Here is a 24,094-nt window from a genome sequence, read left to right as displayed (position 1 = left end):
AAAGACAGCGGGCAGTTCATGTCCACTGTCTTTTTAACAGACAAAATCAATACACTCGAATACGCTTCACAAATAACGATATAATCAATCCAATACCTGCAATTGCTGCGATAAATAAGTAAGCATGTGTAATTCCAGCGGTTAATATTTCAGGCTGTGCAGCGGTTGGATGTGTGTTTGCGAATCGTATTTGTCCGCTAGACATTAGCGTAACAGCGAACGTTGTACCAAGAGCACCTGCAATTTGCTGAAGTGTACTCATAACAGCAGCCCCATCCGGATAGTATTTCACAGGTAATTGATTTAACCCATTGGTTTGAGCGGGCATAATGACCATTGCTAATCCGATAAACATTGCGCAGTGTATTAATATAAAGGTTAGGCTACTGGTTTCAGTAGAGTTTCTTGTAAATAGAAAACCAGCAATGGTTGCGATAAAAAATCCAAGCGGCAGCAATAATTTCGGACCGTATTTATCGAATACTCTACCCGTAACTGGAGCCATAGCCCCGTTAATAACGCTGCCTGGAAGAAGTAGAGTACCAGCCATTGTGGCCGATAACAATAAACCTCCTTTTAAATATAAAGGTAATAAAATTGCAGAAGATAAAATGATCATCATTCCTAAAAAGAGCATTATAAGACCTATCGTAAACATGGGATATTTAAATACCCGTAAATTCAGCATTGGGGTTTCCAATTTAAATTGCCGTAATACAAACAAGATTAAGCTGATGAAACCAACAATAAGAGGCAGCAAAACAATGATTTCACTCAAAGAATGATCAGCAAAGTTACTAAAACCAAAGACGATTCCACCAAATCCAAGAGTAGAAAGCAAGATGGATAAAATATCAATTTTAGGTTTTGTGATGTTGGCTACATTTTTAATGAATGTTAATCCGAAACCTAATGTAAATAACAATAAAGGTAAGCTTATCCAAAAGATATACTCCCAGCCAAAATGATCTACAATTAAACCAGATAGAGTAGGTCCAAGGGCCGGTGCACACATAATAACGAGTCCCATCATTCCCATGACAGTTCCGCGTTTATGTGCAGGGAAAATAATAAGAATAATATTGGTCATTAATGGAAGCAATAAGCCTGTCCCTAAGGCTTGCACTAATCGTGCAATTAATAATGAGCTGAAATTAGGGGAGAGGGCAGCAATTAATGTACCGATAATAGAAAATAGCAAGGAAGCGGTGAATAATTGTCTAGTGGTAAACCATTGCATTAATAGGGCGGATATTGGAACGAGGATACCTAATACAAGTAAATATCCTGTGGTTAGCCACTGAACCGTTGAGGCGTTGATTGAAAATTCATCCATTAAATTTGTAAAAGCCATGTTTAAGGCGGTTTCACTAAATAGCCCGACGAATGCACCTAACATAAGCGAGAAGGCCATGAGGGCTGGACGTTTAACTTGAACAGTTGATGATGATTCCATAATAATGATGAACCTCTTTTCAGAATTTTGATTCGTATTATTTTTGCATGATAGATGATATATCAACTATAAGGGGGAGAGAAATGCTTTAAGCATCTCTTACATTATTCAGCACATGTGTTAGCAAAGTCTTTAACGTTGAGTAATCTGAAGCAGATAATCCTGACTCGATAATTTCGTTTAAATTGACCGTCACCTCATTTATAGTATTCTCTAATTTCCGTCCTTCTTCTGTTACATATACATTTACCGCTCGGCGATCTTGCGCACTTGTTACTTTGCGTATGTAACCTTTGCTCTCTAAGCTGGCGATCATTCTGGCAACACTGGCTTTGTCCTTACCAAGATTAGCAGCAATCTCGTTCTGAGATAGACCTTCTTTCTCAAGCATCAGAGCCATAAGTAGATGCTGTTCAGGTGCAAGTCGAAAAGGAGCAAGTAACTTTGTTAAATAATTTGCTATTTCTAAATGCAAATCTCGAATGACCAAACCTAAAGGTTCTCTTGAATCCATATGATCTCTCCTAATTGAAGAATAGATGATATATCAACGTTATTGATTTGTCTATATTAGCATACAGTAACTGGTGCTTGTCAAGTTAAAGAAAATGAATAGAATCATAGGCTTAGATACAAGCGACAAAGTTGTTTAATGCCCAATCATTTGATGATACATAGTCATATGCTGTTGTGAAATTAAAAAAAAGTAATTAGGGAGGGATTAAAATGGGATATAATTGTGTTGGGGGCGTTCAAGAACAAAAAAAGGCTCCAGTTTGTATTAATCCTTGGACATCAACGGGTACGATTCTTGTACTTTACATTCTTCTCGTCATTATCCTTAAAACTTGTTGGATCTAGAATTATGTAAATCGACGCCCCGAAGTTTTTTTCTTCGGGGCGTTTCTGTGTTTTCTTTAGTTAGATAATTGACAACGTTAAGGATTCTGGATTATTTTTACGGTGGTTAATGTTGTCATGAATATTCATATAGAAGACTTAACGGGAATAATCGGGTTGTGTCATAGAAATGGGCTGAGGATTGGCAAGTACCCATTGCACCGCCAGCTCGCATAATCTGGCTGGTTGCTCATTGCCAGCAATGTTGCGGAACCGCTTGGCGAGTGCAGCTGCCTCTTGAAGAAGGGCGGGCGTTAAAGGCGTGCCCGTGCTAAAATGCCGTATCAGTGCATCCAGCATTTTACGGTAATCGGCATCCCAGTTTCCTCCGCCATTATTAAGTATTTCATGAGACACCCGCCCTGTGATGCGGATAACCTCACCCTGCACCGTTGTCGCATGTCCTGAAGCAGGGACAAGAAAATCCCACAGCTCTTGGTGCTGTGCGGGCCATGCGGCTGCCGTTACCTTGATGGGAGAAATTCCGTCATGTCTCTCCAGTTTCGTTATAGGCTCGACATCAAATTGCCGGTACAGCTCCAGGAGAGCATTTGCAGTTTCATCCAGTCGATCTTTATTGTAATTTGTTCTGACGAATTCAAAATCCTTGCCGATACGCCGCACGGATTCCTTCATCTCCGGCGTAATTGCTGCACCTGCATCCAGCATAATTCGCGAGATTTCTGCCATGTGAACTATATCGATATTCCGGCATTGTAATAATCCTTTGGCGAGAGGTGTGTTTTTTCGCTTATTTTCTGCATGGACATTTGCACCGCGTTCCACCAGATCCCGCACTACTTTTGTTTTGTAAGAAGCTGCTGCTGAGTGCAGCGGTGTCTCATTCTGGTAATCCAGAGCTTCCATATCTGCACCTAGCTCAAGGAGTAAGGGGACATTTCCGGACCAGGTTGCAGCCTGAGCATGAAGAGGGGTACGCTTATAGTTGTCGGCAGCGTTGATGTCAGCACCCTGCTCCACAAGCCAGGAAACCATTTCATCCGGTATTTGCCGGAAGCTGAGGGCGGTACCTTTGCTGTAACCCCCGCGGGCATCCCATTCGCATAGCTCAAATACCTCTTTTAAGGCAGATATATCATTCGTTTTAACCAGCTCGGCAAAATTGGCGGGTAATGTTTTTTTCTTTTTGCCCATATTATTTTTCCGCTCCTTTATTAATAGATAAATAGCAGATAACTTCTTGCAAGTTTATCATATAGGAGAATTGAACACTAATTCATGCAGAATGAAAAGGTTGAAGATATAGACGTAACATTATTGGAAAAAAGAATGGAATATCGTTTATATGGCGATCCCGAAATCATAGACTATTAGAAAATGAAAACATTAAGCTTGTGTCTTGGAAATAAATTCGAGATTTACGAAGGACATCGAAATTACGCTAACGGAGAACGATAGCTCAATAAACACGATTTGGCAGTCAGCCAAAGCGATCGACTCGATTGGAGCAACTACTGTCTCGGTTGGGATTATTGGTGAGCCTGTTCTTGCCATTGTCCTTGCATACCTATTATTAGGGGAAACTATGTCATTATTCCAGCTTTTAGGCGGCATAATAACCTTACTCGGTATGGGAATGTATTTTTGGTCGAAATCTTTAAAGTACAACATTCAAAATAAGTAAATGAGTAGTCGGAAATATGTATAGGGGGATGGACAATGGTAACTATTGATGATTTTTTGAAACTTGATGTTCGTGTTGGAACGATTATTAAAGCGGAGTTTTTTGCAAAAGCAAAAATACCTGCGATTAAACTCCAAATTGATTTTGGACCAGATATCGGAAGCAAAACATCAAGTGCACAGATTACTAAACGATATAGGCCTGAAGAGATTGTAGGGCAACAAATCATTGGGGTAGTTAACTTCCCTGCTCGAAATATAGCGGGTTTCCTATCAGAAGTATTAGTTCTTGGAGGAATACCGGATAAAGGGGATGTGGTTCTCTTGAAGCCAGATATTAAATTACCTAATGGGACACCTATTGGGTAATATAGGGTAATTGTTGTATTAAACTAACTAACAGTGGGTCTATTTTAAGATGTACACAAAATTGATAGTAATCGGAGAGAAGACCATGGAAGAATTAACAAGCTTAGTATCTGAAAGTATTGAGGCAAGTAAAACGGCGCTAGTCGTGATCGACCTGCAACAAGGAATTGTCCTCAGTCCAAAGCAGGGGCCGCATACAAGTGCTCAGGTGGTTGAGAATGCCTGCAAATTAGCTCAATCCTTTACGGAGAAAGGAGGATTTGTTGTTCTAGTGAGGGTGTCATGGCTAGATGGGCAAGATATGCTTAAACCTAAAACTGATTTACAAATGAATTCTGTCACCTATCCAGAAGGTTGGGACAACATCGTGCCAGAATTAGCGAATATCAAAAATGCACATCTGATTACCAAACGGCAGTGGGGGGCATTTTTCGGTACAGATCTTGATTTGCAGTTACGGCGCCGCGGAATAGATACGATCGTATTATGTGGTATTTCTACCTCGATTGGTGTGGATACTACTGCAAGAGAAGCTTATCAGCTTGGTTATCATCAAGTTTTTGTAGAAGACGCTATGACCGCGATGGTAAAAGAAGAGCATGATTATGTATGCAAAACTATCTTCCCTCGTATAGGTAAGATCCGGTCGAGCGATGAAGTAATATCCATGTTGAAATAGTATAAAAAAACCTCAGGCTCTCTCTGTAATTTCAGAGATTGTCATGAGGTTTTTTAATTGAAGTTATGTCTTACATAAAGATGAGGAGAAGTATCCCAGCTAAGAAGCAGTAATAAGAGAAATACTTCAAATTACCTTTAGCCATAATCCCCATAAACCAGCGCATGGAGAAATAAGTAACGATAAGTGTAGTAATAAATGCAATCAAGTATGGAATTGCTAGCTGCGAGCGGTTAGGATCGTGGGCAATATCAGATGCACCCATAACAAGTCCGCCCAAACTGACAGGAATATAAAGCATAAAAGAAAAGCGTAAAGCAGTTTCTTGCTTCATTCCCACAGCGATGGAAGAGATGACAGTTGCACCAGAGCGGCTTATCCCAGGAATAAGGGCGACTGCTTGGGCAAGTCCGACTATAACTGCATCCTTCGCTTTTAAGTCACCATCTTGTTTACGGCCGCGAAGGTTACGGATCAACCATAAAGCTACCCCTGTAACCAGCAAGGCGATGGATACGGTATGAACTGACGAGAAGATATCCTCAATCTGATCCTTGAAGAGTAAAGCAACGATTACAGCAGGCAAGGTACCGATGATGATGTACAAAGAGAACAGGAAATCTGACTTATATTCCTCTTTGCGGGTCAGAATAAATTGAACGAATCCAGTGATCAATCTTCCGATATCTTTACGGAAAATAAAACAAATCGCGATTAGTGAAGCCGTATTTGTTAAGATTTCAAATGATAGCCCATTTTGTTTTAAGCCTAGCAATTTCTGTGCGATGATCAAATGGCCGCTCGAAGAGACGGGGATTGGCTCAGTTGCCCCTTGAACAAACCCTAGAAACAAGTATTTAAGCCACAGTATAATATCTTCCATTTTACCTCCCAGTATTTTTGTAATCTTTTCAATCATATCGTATTCAATAAAGAAATGACAATAGAACCATCGTGCCATATTCAATTGGACGAGTTATACTAATTCGTAAGACTATTAAATGAGGTGGAACTATTTGTAGTACATTACTAAAAATTCAGCAGCATGATATTCCGAGAGCAGCCAGTGTTCTGGCCGAAGCATTTGCTAAAAATGATCCGTTATATCAGCATATCTTGCCTGATGAATCAACCCGATTACGCGTGTTGAATATTTTTTTCCATCGTTACATTGAGATGTTGTATCCATATTCGGATTTACTAACGACTTCTACTAACTTTGAAGCAGTGGCTTTAGTGTTCCATTCCGAGCGTCAGACAGGGACATTGATTTCGAACGTCAGGTATATGAAACAGATAGTCCTTGCGATCATCAAGTCATTACCGATCTGCCGAATCATTGGGGTGCGAGGATTTATACGTGGTTTATCTATTTTGCGTAGTATGAGTTCTTTATGGTTATCAATGTTTGGGGATCAGAAGTATAAACATTTGGATATGCTTGCAGTGCAAGAACAATATCGAGGCCAAGGATATGTATCAAAAATCATGACACCGCTGCTCGCGGAATGTCGTGTGAACAATACATTATGCACGTTAGAGACACAGACGCCGAGCAACTTGCCCATTTATGAGCATTATCATTTCCGTACGGTTAAAGTCATTCCTCTACCTAATAGCCCACTTGAGCAGTATTGTATGGCGTTTACGCAAGGAGTTGCTGAGTAGTTAATAAAAAAGGGCCGTCTCATTCAGCCAATTCATGGTTTATGGGGCAGCCTTTTTTTGCTTAGTCCAAAAAGGGTTAATGAAGCTTCAAGAGAACAATCAGGGGATTTCTCCCTGTAATTCCGCGATCTTTTGTCATCCGGCTAGAATCTATTATTTTAACAAAAATAGCATAAGCTTCGAAGGGTTGTTATAATAGAAACATATATTCCCGTGTTTCAGAACCCTATACAGGATGTATAGGGGTTTTATTTCTTTTATTGAGGGTGATCGAGAATAAGTATGGCGTTGTCCGTACAGGGAGAAGAGGACCGGAGAGTTCCGCAGGAAATTCTAAATTATGAAGTGATGGCGAGGTTAGCAGAAAGATGAATTGGTCGGATTTTGGCGAACGAAACAAACGATTGAATCCCCTGTGGAATTTGGGGGCTGGCATGAACCTTGGCGAAATCCAACCTTACAAAGAAATGGTATCTTTAAGCGTTCTGCTGCAAGTCTATTATCTGGAGCTAGAATCGAATGAGAGAAGATCCAAAGAGGATATTATTGAGCTTACTTGGACTGCGCTGGAACGTTTTAATATCGCCAATCTTGGGACTACCGAATCCGTAGAGCGTCTCGTGGACGGTTTATTATGGAGCGGGAATGGTGGGGATTTCGAATCCTTTTTCTATGATGATGTGACCCGGCAAATGTCCGTGCAGAAATATAAGTATTTCACGGTGGACGAGGATGCGACCCGCAGCAGTTGGGAAGAGAATGGCAGAACCATCTATCGTCTCTCCGAATATGCAATGGAGCTCATTTTTATGAGCCATGAGATTATTGATGAATTTCAGATCAGCATCAAACTGCTCGAGATTCAAATGCATATTAAACATGGGCGCGTAACTCGGGCTCTTCAGGATGTTAATGAACTGATCTCCCGTGTCCGTAAGATGACCCAGCAACAGCAAGAATACCGCAATGCGTTACGCCGCAATCCGAAGCATATTTTTAGTGAATTCGGAGTGGCTCGGCATCAGCGACTCGAAGAGATTCATCATCAGTTCGAGGAGGAACGCAAACATTTTGACAGTATTCACCGTTCTCTGGCCCGGCTGGCCAATGATGAGAAAGACGTAATCGACTTCAATGAGATCCGTATTCTCTCTGAACGAGTCGAGCTTTCTAGGCGTGTGCACGATGAGCTGGCTGAGGTAGTATTGAATATTTTTGAGATGGAGACCAATTTAAGATTGAACTTTCCTGAATTATTCTGGGGAGCAGCCGGGTTTAACTTCCGTACTCACGTATGGGAGGAATGGGTGAAAGAAGAGGGTCTGCCAAGCGGTGACAGTCTTGAACTGCTGCTCAGCGGATTATTCGCTCCGAATCAGGACTTCGTTTATCCGCTTCCTTGGGCTTGGGAGGAACAAGAGGTAGGCTTTATCCCCGACTTAGTGATGGATGATTTCGAAGATGAGGTGGACGCAGAGCCTGTTCAATATATTCCTAAAGGTATCCCATGGGCAAAAGTAGTGGATCTGTGGAAGCCGGTTTTTACTGCCTTGGCTGAGCAGGGAAGCTTTACCTTTACTGCAGAGGCTTTTTCCGCCGAAGAACTAACAGGGTGGGCAAATACACCGGATGCTGTTGATCTGTGGGTGCAGTTTTTTCATACAGAGATTTTAGTGCAGGAACAGGCACCAGAAGGTGGTGGCGGCGTTTCTGATGAATGCCAACAGCTAATCCAATATGTACTTGCAGAAGATCTTCTGTTTGAGAGTTTACGCGGCAAAATGCTGCGGACGAGCATTGCTCCAGAGCCAGCCTCAAGGGTACGGTGTCCTGGTCTGGATATGAGTCCATATATGATTACGATCGTGGAGAGGTGAGAAGTTACTAACATGAGTTATACATTAGAACAGGTACAGCAAGCTTCGCGGCTATTTTTTGAATTGCTCCGTAAAAAAGTAATTCCTCTCGATGACCCTGCAACGGCAGAATGCCTTCAGGATGCAGGAACTTATGATGCGCTTCAGTATGTTGCTAAAGAAGGGGGCTGTCGGGTGATGAATTCGGGGCACCGTCTCCATCTGCTGGTTAATCCACTGGGGTCAGTGTTTGCAACCAATTTCACCCAGTTAAAGAACAAATATTCACGTGTTGAGCGTAAAACTCACTTACATATTATCAATATTATTATTCTGGTTTTTCTGGCCGAAATGGATCAGGATGAGACTCATTTTAAGTCGGGGCAGGACAGTATGTCCTATATTCAAATTGCTGATCAGGTGTCCTCGCTCTTTCAGACGTGGATTCAGATGGATGAGGATGGGCGATTTAGCCAGCAGTGGCAGCTTGATATCCAAGCGATGTCTAAGGTATGGACCAGTCTGTACATGCAGACTAAGAGTCAGGAAGAAAGCGATCTTCTGACCAGAGGCGCAGGCTCACGAATTGGACTGATCCATGAAGGCATGAAACTTCTGGAAGAGGAGAAGCTCGTATTCATCTCTGAGACAGAGAAGCGTATCTTTCCTCGGGAAGAGCTGTATGAGAGAATGCGTTATTTATATCATGATGTCGATCGATACCAGGAATTAAAGAGCCTCATTGGAAGAACTTTAGCTGAGAAAGACGGTGCTACCTATGCCGCGGATTGAACGCATACGAATTACAGGACTTAAATACGAGAAGATGCTCAAGAAATACGACGATATGATTCTGGACCTCTGCAACGAAGAGGGACCCGCTAATACGCTTATTACGCTCATGAATGGCGGTGGAAAGGGAGTACTGCTGCAATCCATTTTTCAGCTGTTAATGCCCAAAACACCATGGGGCAAAGACAGTGAGAACCAGGTTGAGGCTTTTTTTCATAATCATAAAAAACAACTTAAACCGTACACTTTTCACGTAGCTATCGAATGGCATCTCGACAACAATGAGCGCAATGAGTATATGACTACGGGAATTGCTATGACGGCACATAATTCGCTTGATCAGCAGGATATCAAAGTGGATTACTTGCTGTACGCACTTACAGATTACGGTGAAGCGGCTGAACTTACGCTATCAACGTTGCCGTTATTTGACGAAGTGACTGCTGAACCTACGAGTTTTGAAACGATCCAGCAATTTGTACGCGATCGGCGGGGAGAGATTGTACCTTTTGGCAGCCATAGCTCGGATTTGAAAAGATATTATGACTTCCTGGCTATCCGGGATATCCATATCGCCGAGTGGCGTAATATGCGGCGGATCAATGGTGAAGAGGGCGGTATCAAAGGTTATTTTAAAAAGAATGATGCCTTCACCAATCATAACTTGTTCGAAAAGCTGATTATTCCTGAAATCGGATCTAGTCTGAATGAAGGATTAAAGGAAGACGACAATACGCTGCAGCGGATGTTTATCGATACAGCAACAGTGGCTCAGCGCTTGCCGATGCTTGAACAGCGGGAGCAGGTCTATTCAGAGTTTCTTGGTATGGCTGCACCGCTTTATGAGCTGGTGAAACTTGGCGTGGAGGCGGAAAACGTAGTACAAGAAACTGAACTACGTGGACGCCAAATCTATACGGTTATCTATGAAGAGCAGAGAAATGCAGAAGTTGAGCGAAGTAAGATTGCTGATGAACTGGCTGGACGTTATCAGGATGCGAAGCAACTGCGCTTTGAGACAGACAATCTTAAATACTTACGCAGCAAGGAAGAAACGGAACTGAAGCAAGAAGAGTTTAAGAAGCTCAGTGATGATCAGAGCCGTGCGCGTGGTCGGTTGGAGGATTCCAAAGCGCAAGAGAAGAAGCTTGAAGTAGCTTATTTTCTGGCTAAACGTTTGCTCCATACCCGGCAAATTGAGCAGTGGCAAAAAGAAATTCAAGCTATCGAAGGTTCTCTGGAGATGAAAGAACGGCAAGAGGTCATTCAGGCAGCCAAGGAACAGCTGCGGAAACAGTGGGATGTGGTGTTTAATCTCTGGCAGCAAACGATTAGAGAGTTTGAGACAGCGCGGCAAGACCTGACGGCGGAAGAAAGGGAATTGCGCAAGGAAAGGGAAAGTTTCTTGGTAGAGCTGGCGGGGCTGGATAATCAGATCAATGAATTGACCTTATCTATTCGGCAATATACGGAAGAACTCGGAGCATTCGCAGCCCAATATGGGCAGGATGCCGCCCATTCTCCGGCAGCAGCGCTGCAGCGTACGTTCTCAGCGGTCAAAACGATTCTTCAAGACATTGGAGAATTGGAAGAACAGCATAAGCAGGAAGAGATTCGGAAGCTGGCACTGCATAAGAGTCATGCTGAGCTGAGTGAGAAACGGCGTTCTTATGAGCGTGAAGCGGACGAGCTTGGGGTTCTGCTTGAGTCACAGACTCAGAAAGAATCCCAATTATGGTCACAGCTCGTTGTACTGCTGGAAATGTATGAAGAGCATAATCGTTTAGGAGCTACTGGCCTTTTTGAAGAACAAGATGTTATCCCGGCACGTTTTATCCGAAAAATAGATGAAGTAGAGCAACAGACTAAACGTTCCAGAAGGGATTACTATAATCAGCTCATGGATGTGGAACTTCAGAACCAATCCTACTGGCTACCCAATTCAGATATTCTGACGGTCAAAGATACACTCGATTCGTTAAAGATTCAATCAACGCTAGGTAGTTCCTACTTAAATGACCGTCCGTATCTTGAACGTGAGGAAGAACTGGAGCAATATCCGTTACTTCCATATAGTTTGATTTTGACCCGGCGCGAAGCTGATAAAATTCAGCCGGAACTGATGAAGGACACCTTGCTGAAATCAGCGGTGCCGATCTTTATTCGTGAAGAGATGGCAGCTTCGCATCAAGCATCCTTCATGCTTTTTGCGAATCAAGGGCCGCAAATGGTCTTGCAGCCGGATCGTTTCCAGGATTGGAAGAGCAGTATTCAGGGGAAGCTCAAGGAACAGGAGCAGATCCTTCAGGACTCTGAAGCCTATTTATCTAAGTTGAAATCGGTGCGTCAGGAGTATGAACGTTTATTCCAAAACGAGAATACCATGACGCTTACAACCAAGCATGAGGCCCTTATTAAACTGCAGGCTGAACTTCAGCAGAGCATTATCAATCTGAGCAATGAGATGGATGAGAATGAGGGGACGCTTACCCGGATCGGACGAGAGCTCGCTGAGAACAAAGTTCTAAGTGTGGAACATGAGCAGAGAGCGGGGGTTCTGCAAGCTTGGATTGAACGGACGAAGAAACAGGAACAAGATTATAAGGAAAAACAAAAAATAATCGAACGAAAGAATCTGGTGAGCAAAGAGTTAGCAGGTAAAGATCAGCAGCTTGAACACCTAAAGGTGCAAATGGAAAGCTTGAGCGGACAACGCAATAAATGGACGAGAGAAACCGAATACGCGATGTTCCCTAGACTGCAACGATGGTTTCCTGAGATTGTTTTCCCCACAGATCGCCAGCTTTCTGATGAAGGAGAAGTCCTACCTGTAGATCCTGTAGAGCAGAATCTTCTATTGCAGCAGCTCAGTACCGTTGAAAGCCTGCAGCAATCACTTACCGAAAATGAGCTGGAAGTTCGGACAAGAGCTGCACAGATTAAGGCAGCAAGCGAGAATCTGGCTGAGCTTGAATCCAGCCTGAATCAAGTGGATGTGAATTGGCGGAAGGCGACTGAACCTACGGAAACGGCCGAGTCTATAATGGCTGCAAGAAATCGCCAAAAGACGGATACTACTTCATTGGAGGAAGACTATCAGATTGTTCACGACGGTTACATCCGCTGCCAGACTGAATTGGAGAACTTGCAGAAAGAGTTGCGCAAAGTAGAGAAGGGTATCAAGGAGAAACATGAACGTGCCGTGGAGCTTTGGAATGAGGCGCTAGAGGATAAGGAGACAGAAATTCAGGAGCGCTGCCAAGCGAATGAGCTTATGCTTAACCAGTGTAAAAGATCCTTGGATCGAATGGATGTCCTCATCCAGACTTTATCCAATCAAATCAAAATAATGAATGCGCATATTGAGGATCGCGTCAACCTACGGAGTGTACCAGAAGAAATAACGCTGAGGGTTAGAGAAAGCTGCGAGCCTCTAGTAGCCGACTGGCTTCTCCGCATCAAGGATAGCCGGATTAGACAGGATGAAATCTCCAAAAAGGTGAAGGAAGAGAAAAATTCATTAACCGAAAAACTTGCGAAAAATGAACGGAACTCCGAACTGGAGACCAAGATTCTAGATCGATTGAATACGGTCCATTGGGATAATTTCGCTATTGCACTGCAAGTCCTAGATTCCATGCTACGCAGTTCGCGTGATCAGATCGAGAGCATTCAAAGCGATAAGGAAGGCATGGATCTCTCCCGCAAGATGTGGGTAGGCCGGGCTTCTCTACGAGTGGTACAAATCATTGATATTATGAAGCGAATGGAACGCCGGATGATTATTCATAACGAGAATAATTATGCCTTCCCGCTGGTACGTCTGAATTACAAGAATATCAATGTGCCAAGAACAAGCGATGAGGTAGAGCCGATGGTGAGTGACTACTTCAATCAATGTATCAATGAATTGCTCAAAAAGTATCCAAAGATAGAACAAGTGCCGGCACTGGTAATCAAAGAGGTTATTAATGACGGACGAATTGTCTATGCGGCGCTGCAGAACCGCTTTCCAGTTCTTCAGGTGTATAAACCGGTAACGGAGAATTATTTCCTCTACGCCGCACCGGAAGATTATCATTATTCGGACTGGGAGATTATTAATCGCGGCGCACTGGATGAAGCTGTCGGCAGTGGGGGGCAACGTCAATCTGTACAGCTGCTGGTCGCAATGATGATCATGACGCATAAACGGGTGAATCGTGAGAATAAAGGGTGGACGGTCTTTTTATATGACAATCCTTTCGGAGAAATGGTCTCCAATAACGTGCTTGACCCCGTCTTCGAAATTTCCAAGGCACTCAAATTCCAATGGCTGATTGTTACGCCGCCGGAGCTTGTCAAGAATGATGTCAGCGTGCGTTTTGGCGTGTATTGGCAGCTTTATTTTGGAGGCGTCAAAGGGGACATGCTGGAATCAACCCTGATCAAGGGAGGAAGAAAGCTTATTCCTGTCTCGTTGTTCTGAGTATGGAATGAAACTTAAAGAAGCTCCAGTATGCATCACGCTGCTGGGGCTTCTTTTTATTAAATGTTAAAGATATTTTGTTTATTTAGGTTTGCGTTCGGAAATATAAGAACCGATAAGCGTTAAAAAAGTTCCCGTTAGGATTGCCCAGGTGATCTTTTCATTCAGAACAAGGGCGGAAGCTGCCACTGTAATTACAGGAACAATATAGATATATACACTTGTTTTTACAGCCCCTAGAATCCCTACAGCTTTATTCCAAGTCAAAAAACACAGTGCCGAGGCACCCAGACCTAAGAAAAGCAGGTGAGCTACATTTGAAATTTCTTTAAATCTACTCGGACCTAGCTGAAAATCAAACAGAAACAGAGTAGGCAGCATAAACAGCAGACCATAGAAAAATACTCTGCGGGTAGCCCCTATAGTATGAACCTTAAGTAGGCTTATTTTTCGCATCAACACTGAATATATTGCCCAAACCACAGGTGCCAGCAATGCCAGCAAGTCACCGATGGGGTTCAGCTGCAGAAGAAAACTCCCGTTCAGCCCAATTAATATAATTCCTGCCAAGGCTATCAAAAATCCTATAATAAACTGCCTATGAAATTTCTCTTCTTCTAAAAAGAAATGAGCGATCACCGCCGTGAAAAATGGAGCGATGGAGACAATCACACCTACATTGGATGCAAGGGTATAGATTAGGGCAATATTTTCTATAAGAAAATATAACGTGACCCCACAAAGACCTGCTGAGATAAAGAGTAATTCCTCTTTAAAAGATGTAGTTCGGATTGGACGTGAATAGATCAGTAACAGTACAAAGTACCCAATAAGAAAACGGAAGAACAGAATTTCCACAGGCGTAAAGTCTTTTAACAGTATTTTAGTGGAGATAAAGGTGGTTCCCCAGATTAAAATCGTAAGTAATGCCAGCAGATGTCCTGTGTTAATCTTGCGTTGATTTATCATTTCGTAAGTTCCATTGATGACTTTACTCCCGTTTGCTGAACAAATATACGCATATATTGCTTAGGGGTTAAGCCTATGAGTCTTTTGAAAAAATTTGTGAAATGGCTCTGATCACTGAATCCGGTTAAAGAGGCCACTTCTATTGGCAATATTCCTTGTTCTAAAAGCTTTTTGGCGTGGTTGATGCGAATAGTTTCCAAGTAACGGTAAGGTGATATTCCTTTCTGTCTGGTAAATAAACGCAGCAAGTGATATTTACTTAAGCCGCTCAATTCACTTAGCTGGTTCAGCGTAATGTTCTGCGCATAATGTAACTCTATGTATTCGCAAATGATTTTAATTTCAGAAGTAGGCTCTTGAGCGGGACAGAGGGTTTCTGTCTCCGTGTATTCTCTCAAAAGCTGCTCAAGGAGAAATAGAAACAACTCTTCTTTTTGAAAATCGGATTGATCCTCTAATATCATTTGGTGCAGGTCGTGTAAAGGGCTCGACAGTTCACTTTGGTAGAGAACATTGCGTGTGAACCGCGGTAAGTAGCCTATGCCGGTAATTTCTAGCACATACTCACGCATGACTTCCGGCTGAATATTGATGCAGCGATAGTCAAGCGTTCTCCCGTCTATCTGTTCACAGGCATGGGGATCCGCCGGATTAAAGATGACCACATCTCCGCTGTTAAGAATATGCTCTTCTTGGTTACAGAGCAGATGTCTCTTTCCTTGTTCAATAAAACCTATGACATAATGGTCATGAAAATGGTTGGGAAACTTCTGCATAATACCTTCGAATCGATACGCCTCAAATTTTAAGTCATGATCGAAAACTACAGTTCGAACTTCACGAGTCATTGCTGCACCTTCTTTTCCAATAATGTATAACCATTATAATGTGAAAATTAGGGGCATTCTTGCATGATGTTGCGATACCACATCTTCTACATGATAGGTTCCTCAGGTGTAATGATCGTTGGAATACTCACAGTAAAAGTTGTTCCTTGCTCCAGAGTACTTTCTACAGAGATCGCTCCGCCATGATTATGTATAATATTTTGTGTGATCATATAACCTAAGCCTGTTCCTGTTTCTTTGGTCGTATAAAATGGTTTGCCGAGGGCATTGATCTGTTCCTCTGTCATCCCACAGCCTTCATCCTGCACACTGATTCGGGCTTCTCTGTCATAGGTTTGCACATGAATATAGATGTTTCCCCCATGATTCATTGCTTCCATCGCATTTTTAAGTAAGTTAATAAATACCTGCTTCATCTGATAAGCCTCACCATTAATCCAAATGGATTGATCAGTACAGACAGGGAGGATCTTGAGATTTTTTAGGGCAGCTTGTCCATTCATTAGTGTGGTGACTTGTTCCAGCAAAGACAATAAATCCACTGGTTTACTAATATGAGTGGTTTGGGGTTTAGATAAGACAAGCAGTTCGTTGACGATGAACTCGATGCGTTTCAATTCTGACTCAATAATGGAAATATATTTATCATTCATCCGCTCGGAAGAGCGCAGTAGCTTCATAAAGCCATTAATGGCTGTAAGAGGATTCCGTATTTCATGAGCGATTCCAGCGGCTAACTGTCCTGCTGTAGATAATTTCTCGGACTGTATCAGTCGTTCATCTTCCAATACTTGCTCGGATATATCTTTGAATATGCCAATGTACGCTTCGTTTCCCTCATAAATGATTGGCAATGTAATCCCATCCACATATTTCTGCTGGTTATTTAAACAATTAATCAGGTAGCAGACAGAACCTGTTGTTCTATCAGTGTTGAATTTCTTTCTTCGTTCTGAGAGAATTTCATAATTAGAGTAGTCTACAATATCCATAGTCGATAGACCAAGTACTTGATCTAGGCTTTCTGCATGGATTAATTGTAAACCTGCCGAATTTGCATATAGAACAATCCCTCCCCTAGTGATAAGCACGGGCTGAGGCAGTTCCTCCAGCAGCTGTAGAAAAGAGCTCTCTTTTTCAAGTAGATGGGTCTTCACAACCTGAAGCTGAGTCTCCATTTCCCTGATCAGGGTCTTATTCTCGAATTGAGTAAAATAAAATATAGGTTTACCAATGTCATCCGAAAGGATAGATAAGGAGACGTTTAAAGATAACCGGTGTCCGGTTGGATGGAAATAATCTAATTCGAGTCTCTGCGGATCAGTACTCGTAGATGGAAGAGAGCTTCCTAATGAAATGAATTTATGAATCTGATCTAGAAGGGTACGGACGGTTGGAGAGGGTGTCGTTAACTCGTTTTCATCATACCCCAAGAGGTCGCATAATGCTGAATTCAGTTTTAGGAACGTTCCATCAAGCGAAATAAGGGCCATACCCATCACGGCTTGGGTAAAAACAAAGTCAAAACCTTGAAAATCATTTGTCCGCACAGCAGGTTACCTCTCTTCTTTATAGGGGAGTGAGTGTTATCTCAAAATGCAATATATCCAACAGTCATAGTATAAAACATATAACTCAATAAAACATATAAAATTTCTGGGTTATTAGATATTCATACAACAGTTAAATAAAATCAGGTAGAATGGGAAGATACGTTGCATTTTAAGACAAGTGGAGGCGTTGTATCATGTTATCAGTTGTTGGTGAAATTCAAGGAATTAATCGTTACCCGGTCAAGTCATTTGCGGGTGAGAATTTAGAAAGCTGTATGATTGAACCGTATGGAATGCTTGGTGACCGTTTTTGCTCCTTTTACGATGAGTCAAAAGAGGGCTGGCGAAAATATATCACCGCTAGAAATATTCCGAATATGCTTACCTATCAAGCGCAATTTATAGATGGACAAATCCATGTAACGGCATCAGACGGGCGAACCTTTGGATGGGATGATATTCTATTGGAAGAAATCCAAAGCCAAACCAAAACTCCAATCACTATGTCTGGTCTAAAAGCTGTACATCCTCAGCCAGAACATCCGCAGCTCCTATCCGTGGATGGCGCTAGTATTCTACTCATTACGGATGCCAGCTTAAAAAAACTGGAGGCAACCTGGGGGCATTCCTTGGATCAACGGCGTTTTCGCGGGAATTTTGTTATTGCGCTGAATGATGATTCTCTTTTTGAAGGAGATTGGATTGGACGCCGGCTCAACATTGGGGATGCACAGCTACAGGTAGATAGTTTTTGCGAGAGATGTGTTGTGATTACGATGGACCCGGATAGTCTCCAGAAGGACCCAGTACTTTTGAAAAAACTGCATAAAGAGTTTGATTTGCATTTTGGAGTTTATGCTTCAGTAATCAAAACTGGGCAAATTCGAATCGGAGATAAAGTAGAATTAGTAGATTAGATACATGGTCCCAAAATTGCAAACTTCCTTTACATTACTCCATGGATAAATTATCCTTTAAAGGATGACGATTTCATATCGGGAGGTTATGTATGAAGAAGAATTTGGCATCCCTATTAGTTGCATTGCTTCTACTGGTAATGTATGTCCCTACGAGTGCATTAGCAGCAGATAGCGGCAAAGGGCAAACGTATGTGAACACTCAGAAGGTGGCAGCAGAGAAGGCAGCATTCTTAACGGAAAAGCTGGGAACGACTAGTCTCCAATATGCTCTTATTGATGGCGATAATATCGTTGTGAGCGGTCAATCTGGATATAGTCATGTGGAGAGTAAGACAGCACCAAGCGCTACAACGATGTATGGAATTGGCTCAACGAGTAAAATGTATACAACAGCTTCTATTATGAAGCTTGTTGAGCAAGGGAAAGTAGACTTGGACGGTTCAGTCGTATCTTATTTGAATAATTTTACGATGGAAGATCCTCGTTATAAGCAAATCACTGTACGGATGCTGTTGAATCATTCCTCAGGTCTTGCTGGCTCGAACTTATCCAATTCTTTCTTATTTAATGATTCTGATCCTATTGCAAAAGATAGTTTACTAGAAACGTTGTCAACACAACGTCTGAAGGCCGATCCAGGTGCCTACTCAGTATATTGTAATGATGGATTTACGCTGGCTGAGTTGATTGTTGAAAAGGTCAGCGGCACGGACTTTACCACATTCATTCATCAAAATTTCACAGAACCTCTAGGGCTTGAACATACGAAAACGCCTGTAGATTCTGTAGCTTCTTCTCAGCTGGCTAGTGTCTACAATGCTACCTACTCAGCAGCTTTACCCAAAGAAACCATTAATGTGATTGGAACAGGTGGTATCTATTCCACTGCAGAGGACTTGGTGCGCTTTGCAACTATTTTTACGGGCCAATCGACTGGCATTTTGTCAGAAAAGTCTGTGAAAGCGATGGAACAAGAGGAATATAAGCGTGGAATATGGCCTAAGGGAACAGATAATTCGTTAGCTTATGGATTAGGCTGGGACAGTGTGAACTTATATCCATTTAACCAGTACGAAATCAAGGCTTTGACAAAGGGGGGAGATACGGGTCTGTATCATACCTCATTAGTTGTATTGCCCGAACAACGGATGGCAGCAGCAGTAATATCTTCTGGCGGAGCAAGTACAACGGACCAGATGCTTGCCAACGAAATTTTACTCAGTGCCTTACAGGAAAAGGGAGTTATTAAGGAACTGAAAGCTACACCTACCTTTAAAGCTTCGAACAAAGAGGATATGCCGCAAGAATTGGTAAACTATGCGGGTGTCTATGGTGATTCTACGCAACTAATGAAGATAGAAGTTAGTAAAGCTGGGGAATTGAGTATATCTTCGATTATAGCTCCTACAATGCCAGCGCAGAAATTTTCATATAATTCGAACGGTGAATTTTTAGATGCCGAGGGTACAAGTAAAGTTAGCTTTGTGAAGGAGAGCAATGGCCGTATCTATCTTTGGAGTCAAGGGTATGGGGTAATTCCAGGACTTGGTGAAACTGCCGTTACCCAATATGCAGCTGAGAAGCTTGAACCTAATGCCCTATCTCAAGAGGTCATTACTGCATGGCAGCAGCGTCAAGGGAAATTGTATTTTGATGTCAGCGAGAAGTACAGCTCCCAATATTACATGAGTATGCCGGTAGCTGGAATCGCTATGTTCCCTGACGCACCTGGTTATATGGGCTCGAATAAAATAACTGGACCTAATAAAGCAGAAATGACCGTGCAAATCCCAACCATCGCTGGGCGCGATCTTGCGGATCTTATTTTTGAAAATAAAAATGGTGTGGAGTATTTAAAGATTGGCAATCAATTGTTTATACATCAAGATGCGGTTAAACCGATTTATGCAGGCCCGCAATCTATGGTAACGATCCAATCAGATGGATATGCTAGATGGTATGGAGTTCCTGAAACGGCAACAGGTAAGATAATGACAGTAGAGCTGCCAACCAAGAGTTCCTTTGCCGTCTATGATGAGAATGGTGTATGTGTGAATTACTTTACCATTAGCGGTCTTAAGCAAGTCAAACTTCCTAGCAACGGCAAAATTGTATTTGTAGGTGATGTCGGTGCGAAGTTTGAAGTGACCCTCAAGGCGCAATAAACGTATATAAAAAAAGAATCCTGTTATCAAGATTTTCGTCTTGGTAACAGGATTTTTTATTTGAAATTTTGTGAGAATTCTTTTATTTTATCTACCAATATCCCTTTGAGCTGATCAGTACCTTCCTTTGGAGCCTTATAGGCCTTATAACCTCCAAAAGATTCAATACAAATCGCAGCTTCTTTCAGATCATCAGGGAAATTTTTCTCTATTAATTCTTCGGTTTTCTTGGGTTTCTCGTTGCAAATGTAGTAGCCCATCTTCTTAGTCAGTAACTCATCTTTATTTTTTTTGATAAAGTCACGAATGGCTTTATATATTTTTTCATCTCTTACTCCTGCCCCTAAAATAATGCTATCAAATGCCTCGATATCTGGCTTTTCTAGTTCGATATTGCAAATTTTGCTCTGAGGTAGCTCTTCTGATAATACTTTTGCACATTGTTCTGTTGCTCCAGATTTTGTAGCGTATAGAATAAGTACTGCCATTGTGTTCCCTCTTTTCAGTTAAGATTAATCGCGTTCCCGCATGGAAAAAATCTCGTAAATCAATTATCTTGATTATCAAGATATAATATATTTTATCGAATATATTGATCATTTGTCAAGCCAACGGCAAGCACCTGAGTGTTAAATAGATATCCTTATTATGGTATCATGGGAATAATATTAATCTAATGCTAACTATATCTTTAATGAAATATACAAAAAAAGAGGAGTGAACGTAAATTGGGGATCATCGTAATGCTAATCATCTATTTGTTGCTTGGAATATTTGTGATTAAAGTAGGCATCGATAACTCTAAAAGTACGCAACTAACAAAAGAAATATTAAATGAGTTAAAAGAAATCAAAGAACTAATGATCAGAAATAAATACGAATGAATTCTATATAAGGGTGGAGGTGAACGAAAGTGAAAATTGGACTTATACTTATAATACTTGCTTTTTCTAATCTATTTCTAAGGATATGGATTGTTGGCCCGGACAAAGAAAAACTTCCTGAAGACGGTTATGAGCTTAATATAAAAGGGAAGCTTATACTTGCACTTGTGGGATTAATTACGGGGATTGTGATAATAATTGCCGATGGCCCAGAGGGTACGGTTATAAAATGGTTTTGGATTGTAGTTATAGTAGTAGCAATAGGGTTTCAGTCGTTCATCGACTGGAAATTTCTAAAACATACGAAACAGCACATAGTTTCACTTATTCTGTTAGTCCTGGGTGTGGTATTAGTTTATTTTATATTCTGATCTAGTTTCATTCGTACCGGCTTCGGACCCAGATGACGTTAATTGCTGAATAATCGCCTTTTGAGCAGCGTTTCGGACTCCAGTGCAGCTATTCGTTAGAAAGTGACTTATATTAGGTGTTTTTTATGCCAATAGTGGCCATGGAGTCCGATGGAATTCTTAAAGTGGAAATATACTGCTGTTAGTGTCAATGGAGTCCGTTAGTGACTTTGTAACTGCTGATGGCATCGAATCATACGAAGAAAAGAGGTGTTTCGGCAGCCAGCTTATGGCTTGTTGGGCACCTCCTTTTTGTGTTCACATTATACTTCTGCTTTCGTAGCCACGAGTGGACAGAATCCTGGGTTCGTTATACATAATTCTTGAGCGAATTTCGGTTGGAGCTTGGAGAGCTCGGCGAAATAGCTGCTGATTACGTGATTACCACTTGTAGATCCATTTTGGAAAGACAGTGAGTTAAAAGTGTGGACATGATTGTAATAATACTTTTTTTCCCGTTTGGGGAGCTTATAGACATGTGGAGGTGCGTAGGTTACAACATCAAAAAGATTGGCATACCGGTAACTCTTCCGCACATATTGTTTGAAAATATTAACGAAGTCCGGATCGCCTACCCGTGGGGAACCATAAGTATAGAGGTTAGGTGTGGTGTAAGAGGTATTTGCCGCAATATCTAAGGTACATAAGGTGGCGAGCGCTGCACCGAGGCTGTGGCCCGTAATGTATAAGGTCTTGTCGGGAGATAGCTTGGAGAGCGTAGAGAAGATGCCATCCCGAGCTGAAGAATAAATGTTGGTGAAGCCACGATGGGTGAGAGAGTCTTCTTTAAGATATTTGAACCGTTCCTGTGAAGCGAGGACGTTGGATATCCAATTGGTCGTCGTACTGGTTCCCCGAAAGGCAATAATAATCTCTTGTGGAGACTCCAAAATAAAGCCGAAACGTTCCCATACATTATTGAAGGATTGTGCTTCAATGGGATGACATAGCTGATAATCTAATGGAATGACGAAAACTCCATCTATATTTGAAAATTGTGTATAGGTCTGCCCGCAGACTGCAGCTAGAAAGATCGCCCTTTGCTCTTGCTCATTCCTCTTACTCACGTGCATCCCGCCTTTCTTTCCTACACTATATTAGGGGGATGAAGGAGTGATTCCTAAGAAAAAGGATTCCCTGAAACTTCTCTCTGAGTTACTATATATAAATAACTCCAACAGGAGAGAGAAGGGGGAAATGCATACATGAGCAACTTATTGGAAATTTTACACAAGGAAGTCGTACCGGCAGAAGGCTGTACGGAGCCGATTGCAGTTGCGTATGCCGTCTCCTTGGCGGCAGAGCTTCTCGAGGAAGAAATTACGGGGATTCAGCTGCATCTCAGCGGTAATATTATCAAAAATGCAATGGGAGTGGGCATTCCCGGGACAGGCCAGACAGGCCTGCCCATCGCAGCAGCCCTTGGAGCGGTGGTCGGCCGTTCTCACAAGGAACTGGAAATTCTGTCAGGCCTGACGCAGGCTGAGTTGAAGATGGCAAATGACCTGCTGGATAGAAAGCTGCTAAAAGTGGAGATAAAGGACACTCCTGAGAAATTATATATTGAAGCCCAGTTGTTTACGCAGAACCATACGGCGACTGCCATTATTGCCAGAGAGCACACCCATATAGAATATTTGGCTCTGGACGGGGAGAAAATAACACCCCGGAATTCAAAAGCCGACTGTGGCAAGCCTAGTCTTTCCGACACGGAAGAGTATGCGGGCTCAGTAGACCAGATATTCGAGTTTATCTGTAACGCTCCTTTTTCAGAGCTTAGCTTTCTCTTGGAAGGGGCACGGATGAACAAAGCGATCTCCGATGAGGGATTGCGAGGCGATTATGGCTTGCAGGTAGGTAAGAAAATGAATCAGCAATCTGCGGTGAATCTGTTCGGCAATGATGTAGCGAACAGAATTATCGCGGCCACTGCAGCGGCTTCAGATGCTCGAATGGATGGCAGTGCAATGCCTGTGATGACAACTGCGGGCAGCGGTAATCAAGGCATCGCCTGTACACTACCCGTTATAGCTCTGGCGGAATTGCTGGGCAAAGATGAAGAAATGCTAGCTCGGGCGCTTGCACTGAGCAATCTGGTCACTGTGCACATCAAACATTATATCGGGCGTTTGTCCCCATTATGTGGTTCAGGGATTGCAGGGGGAGTAGGAGCAAATAGCGGGATCATTTATCTCATGGGCGGCAGTCTTGAGCAGATCAAGCATGGGATACAGAATACGATTGCTTCTTTGTCAGGTATGATCTGTGACGGTGCGAATTCTACCTGTGCGCTGAAGATTTCCACCTCCACCAATACGGCGATCCAGGCAGCCACACTAGCTATGAACAACATTGCTCCTACAACCAAGGATGGTGTGATTTTCGAAGAGGTGGAAGATACCATCCGCAACATGGAGCGTTTGGTTCAGGAAGGGCTGGCGGATACTGACAAGACCATTCTCAATATTATGCTCTCCAAAGGCGGAGCGAATTAGCTTCCAAATAAGTTGAAA

Annotated in this window: 21 protein-coding genes; 12 read left to right on the top strand and 9 right to left on the bottom strand. The window is 42.3% G+C overall.

All coding sequences use genetic code 11. The features are described from left to right. Positions 1–46 precede the first annotated feature (46 nt). Positions 47–1,465 (bottom strand): MDR family MFS transporter, encoded by a 1,419-nt coding sequence (locus tag NSQ50_RS19475; RefSeq protein ID WP_370511382.1) that lies wholly within the window; start codon positions 1,463–1,465, stop codon positions 47–49. A 79-nt stretch (positions 1,466–1,544) separates the two neighbouring features. Further along, positions 1,545–1,970: a MarR family winged helix-turn-helix transcriptional regulator gene (locus NSQ50_RS19470; protein ID WP_076134363.1), complete on the bottom strand. Its 426-nt coding sequence runs from the start codon at positions 1,968–1,970 to the stop codon at positions 1,545–1,547. 266 nt (positions 1,971–2,236) lie between these two features. On the opposite strand from NSQ50_RS19470, the gene NSQ50_RS19465 reads away from it, so the two are divergent. Further along, positions 2,237–2,317, top strand: coding sequence for a YjcZ family sporulation protein (locus tag NSQ50_RS19465; RefSeq protein ID WP_232061537.1), 81 nt, complete (start codon positions 2,237–2,239; stop codon positions 2,315–2,317). A gap of 138 nt (positions 2,318–2,455) precedes the next feature. Here the strand turns inward: NSQ50_RS19465 and NSQ50_RS19460 are convergent, their stop codons facing one another. Beyond that, entirely contained in the window at positions 2,456–3,511 is a 1,056-nt protein-coding gene (locus NSQ50_RS19460; protein ID WP_076223109.1) for an ankyrin repeat domain-containing protein, read from the bottom strand. A 205-nt stretch (positions 3,512–3,716) separates the two neighbouring features. Between NSQ50_RS19460 and NSQ50_RS19455 the strand changes: the two genes are divergently transcribed. The 3 genes from NSQ50_RS19455 (at position 3,717) to NSQ50_RS19445 (ending at position 5,048) form a co-directional block, all read left to right on the top strand. Continuing rightward, on the top strand, positions 3,717–4,001 hold the full coding sequence (locus NSQ50_RS19455) for an EamA family transporter (protein ID WP_339814665.1): 285 nt from the start codon (positions 3,717–3,719) through the stop codon (positions 3,999–4,001). A gap of 35 nt (positions 4,002–4,036) precedes the next feature. Next, positions 4,037–4,369 carry a chaperone CsaA gene (gene csaA, locus NSQ50_RS19450; protein ID WP_038572193.1) on the top strand — a complete coding sequence of 111 codons (333 nt, stop codon included), beginning with the start codon at positions 4,037–4,039 and terminating at the stop codon, positions 4,367–4,369. Positions 4,370–4,454: 85 nt separating this feature from the next. After that, on the top strand, positions 4,455–5,048 hold the full coding sequence (locus NSQ50_RS19445; protein ID WP_036688884.1) for a hydrolase: 594 nt from the start codon (positions 4,455–4,457) through the stop codon (positions 5,046–5,048). Positions 5,049–5,118: 70 nt separating this feature from the next. Here NSQ50_RS19445 and NSQ50_RS19440 read toward each other — a convergent pair whose 3' ends face one another. Then, positions 5,119–5,931, bottom strand: coding sequence for an undecaprenyl-diphosphate phosphatase (locus NSQ50_RS19440; RefSeq protein ID WP_036688882.1), 813 nt, complete (start codon positions 5,929–5,931; stop codon positions 5,119–5,121). A gap of 404 nt (positions 5,932–6,335) precedes the next feature. Between NSQ50_RS19440 and NSQ50_RS19435 the strand changes: the two genes are divergently transcribed. The 4 genes from NSQ50_RS19435 to NSQ50_RS19420 all read left to right on the top strand — a co-directional run bounded on the left by NSQ50_RS19435 (position 6,336) and on the right by NSQ50_RS19420 (position 13,832). Then, on the top strand, positions 6,336–6,716 hold the full coding sequence (locus tag NSQ50_RS19435) for a GNAT family N-acetyltransferase (protein WP_235219572.1): 381 nt from the start codon (positions 6,336–6,338) through the stop codon (positions 6,714–6,716). Between the two features lie 368 nt (positions 6,717–7,084). Next, positions 7,085–8,593: a hypothetical protein gene (locus NSQ50_RS19430; protein WP_141240267.1), complete on the top strand. Its 1,509-nt coding sequence runs from the start codon at positions 7,085–7,087 to the stop codon at positions 8,591–8,593. Positions 8,594–8,605: 12 nt separating this feature from the next. After that, positions 8,606–9,364, top strand: coding sequence for a DUF6063 family protein (locus NSQ50_RS19425; protein WP_076104978.1), 759 nt, complete (start codon positions 8,606–8,608; stop codon positions 9,362–9,364). Next, positions 9,351–13,832: a hypothetical protein gene (locus NSQ50_RS19420; protein ID WP_076223111.1), complete on the top strand. Its 4,482-nt coding sequence runs from the start codon at positions 9,351–9,353 to the stop codon at positions 13,830–13,832. The genes NSQ50_RS19425 and NSQ50_RS19420 overlap by 14 nt, the downstream gene beginning before the upstream one ends. Positions 13,833–13,913: 81 nt before the next feature. Here the strand turns inward: NSQ50_RS19420 and NSQ50_RS19415 are convergent, their stop codons facing one another. The 3 genes from NSQ50_RS19415 to NSQ50_RS19405 form a co-directional block, all read right to left on the bottom strand. Beyond that, positions 13,914–14,798 (bottom strand): DMT family transporter, encoded by an 885-nt coding sequence (locus NSQ50_RS19415; protein WP_256717033.1) that lies wholly within the window; start codon positions 14,796–14,798, stop codon positions 13,914–13,916. After that, positions 14,798–15,649: an AraC family ligand binding domain-containing protein gene (locus NSQ50_RS19410; RefSeq protein ID WP_076223116.1), complete on the bottom strand. Its 852-nt coding sequence runs from the start codon at positions 15,647–15,649 to the stop codon at positions 14,798–14,800. Before NSQ50_RS19410 ends, NSQ50_RS19415 begins: the two co-directional genes overlap by 1 nt. An 86-nt stretch (positions 15,650–15,735) precedes the next feature. Next, positions 15,736–17,199: an ATP-binding protein gene (locus NSQ50_RS19405; protein ID WP_256715487.1), complete on the bottom strand. Its 1,464-nt coding sequence runs from the start codon at positions 17,197–17,199 to the stop codon at positions 15,736–15,738. Positions 17,200–17,396: 197 nt separating this feature from the next. Between NSQ50_RS19405 and NSQ50_RS19400 the strand changes: the two genes are divergently transcribed. Both NSQ50_RS19400 and NSQ50_RS19395 read left to right on the top strand, forming a co-directional pair. After that, a complete protein-coding gene (locus NSQ50_RS19400) occupies positions 17,397–18,119 on the top strand; it encodes an MOSC domain-containing protein (RefSeq protein WP_076223119.1) in 723 nt (240 codons plus the stop codon). A 92-nt stretch (positions 18,120–18,211) separates the two neighbouring features. Beyond that, on the top strand, positions 18,212–20,287 hold the full coding sequence (locus NSQ50_RS19395) for a serine hydrolase domain-containing protein (protein ID WP_076104973.1): 2,076 nt from the start codon (positions 18,212–18,214) through the stop codon (positions 20,285–20,287). Positions 20,288–20,343: 56 nt separating this feature from the next. Here NSQ50_RS19395 and NSQ50_RS19390 read toward each other — a convergent pair whose 3' ends face one another. Next, a complete protein-coding gene (locus tag NSQ50_RS19390; protein WP_076104972.1) occupies positions 20,344–20,775 on the bottom strand; it encodes a flavodoxin domain-containing protein in 432 nt (143 codons plus the stop codon). Between the two features lie 425 nt (positions 20,776–21,200). Between NSQ50_RS19390 and NSQ50_RS19385 the strand changes: the two genes are divergently transcribed. Next, a complete protein-coding gene (locus NSQ50_RS19385) occupies positions 21,201–21,542 on the top strand; it encodes a DUF4181 domain-containing protein (protein ID WP_036688860.1) in 342 nt (113 codons plus the stop codon). Positions 21,543–21,844: 302 nt separating this feature from the next. Here NSQ50_RS19385 and NSQ50_RS19380 read toward each other — a convergent pair whose 3' ends face one another. After that, positions 21,845–22,648: a lipase family protein gene (locus NSQ50_RS19380; protein ID WP_370510848.1), complete on the bottom strand. Its 804-nt coding sequence runs from the start codon at positions 22,646–22,648 to the stop codon at positions 21,845–21,847. 138 nt (positions 22,649–22,786) lie between these two features. On the opposite strand from NSQ50_RS19380, the gene NSQ50_RS19375 reads away from it, so the two are divergent. Continuing rightward, positions 22,787–24,076, top strand: a complete 1,290-nt coding sequence (locus NSQ50_RS19375) for an L-cysteine desulfidase family protein (protein ID WP_036688856.1) — start codon at positions 22,787–22,789, stop codon at positions 24,074–24,076. Positions 24,077–24,094 lie beyond the last annotated feature (18 nt).

This window comes from Paenibacillus sp. FSL R10-2788 (assembly GCF_038003885.1).
In the GTDB taxonomy this organism is placed as follows: domain Bacteria; phylum Bacillota; class Bacilli; order Paenibacillales; family Paenibacillaceae; genus Paenibacillus_AQ; species Paenibacillus_AQ odorifer.
Note: the sequence above shows the minus strand (reverse complement) of the source record. Positions and strands in the feature narration are given on the sequence as shown.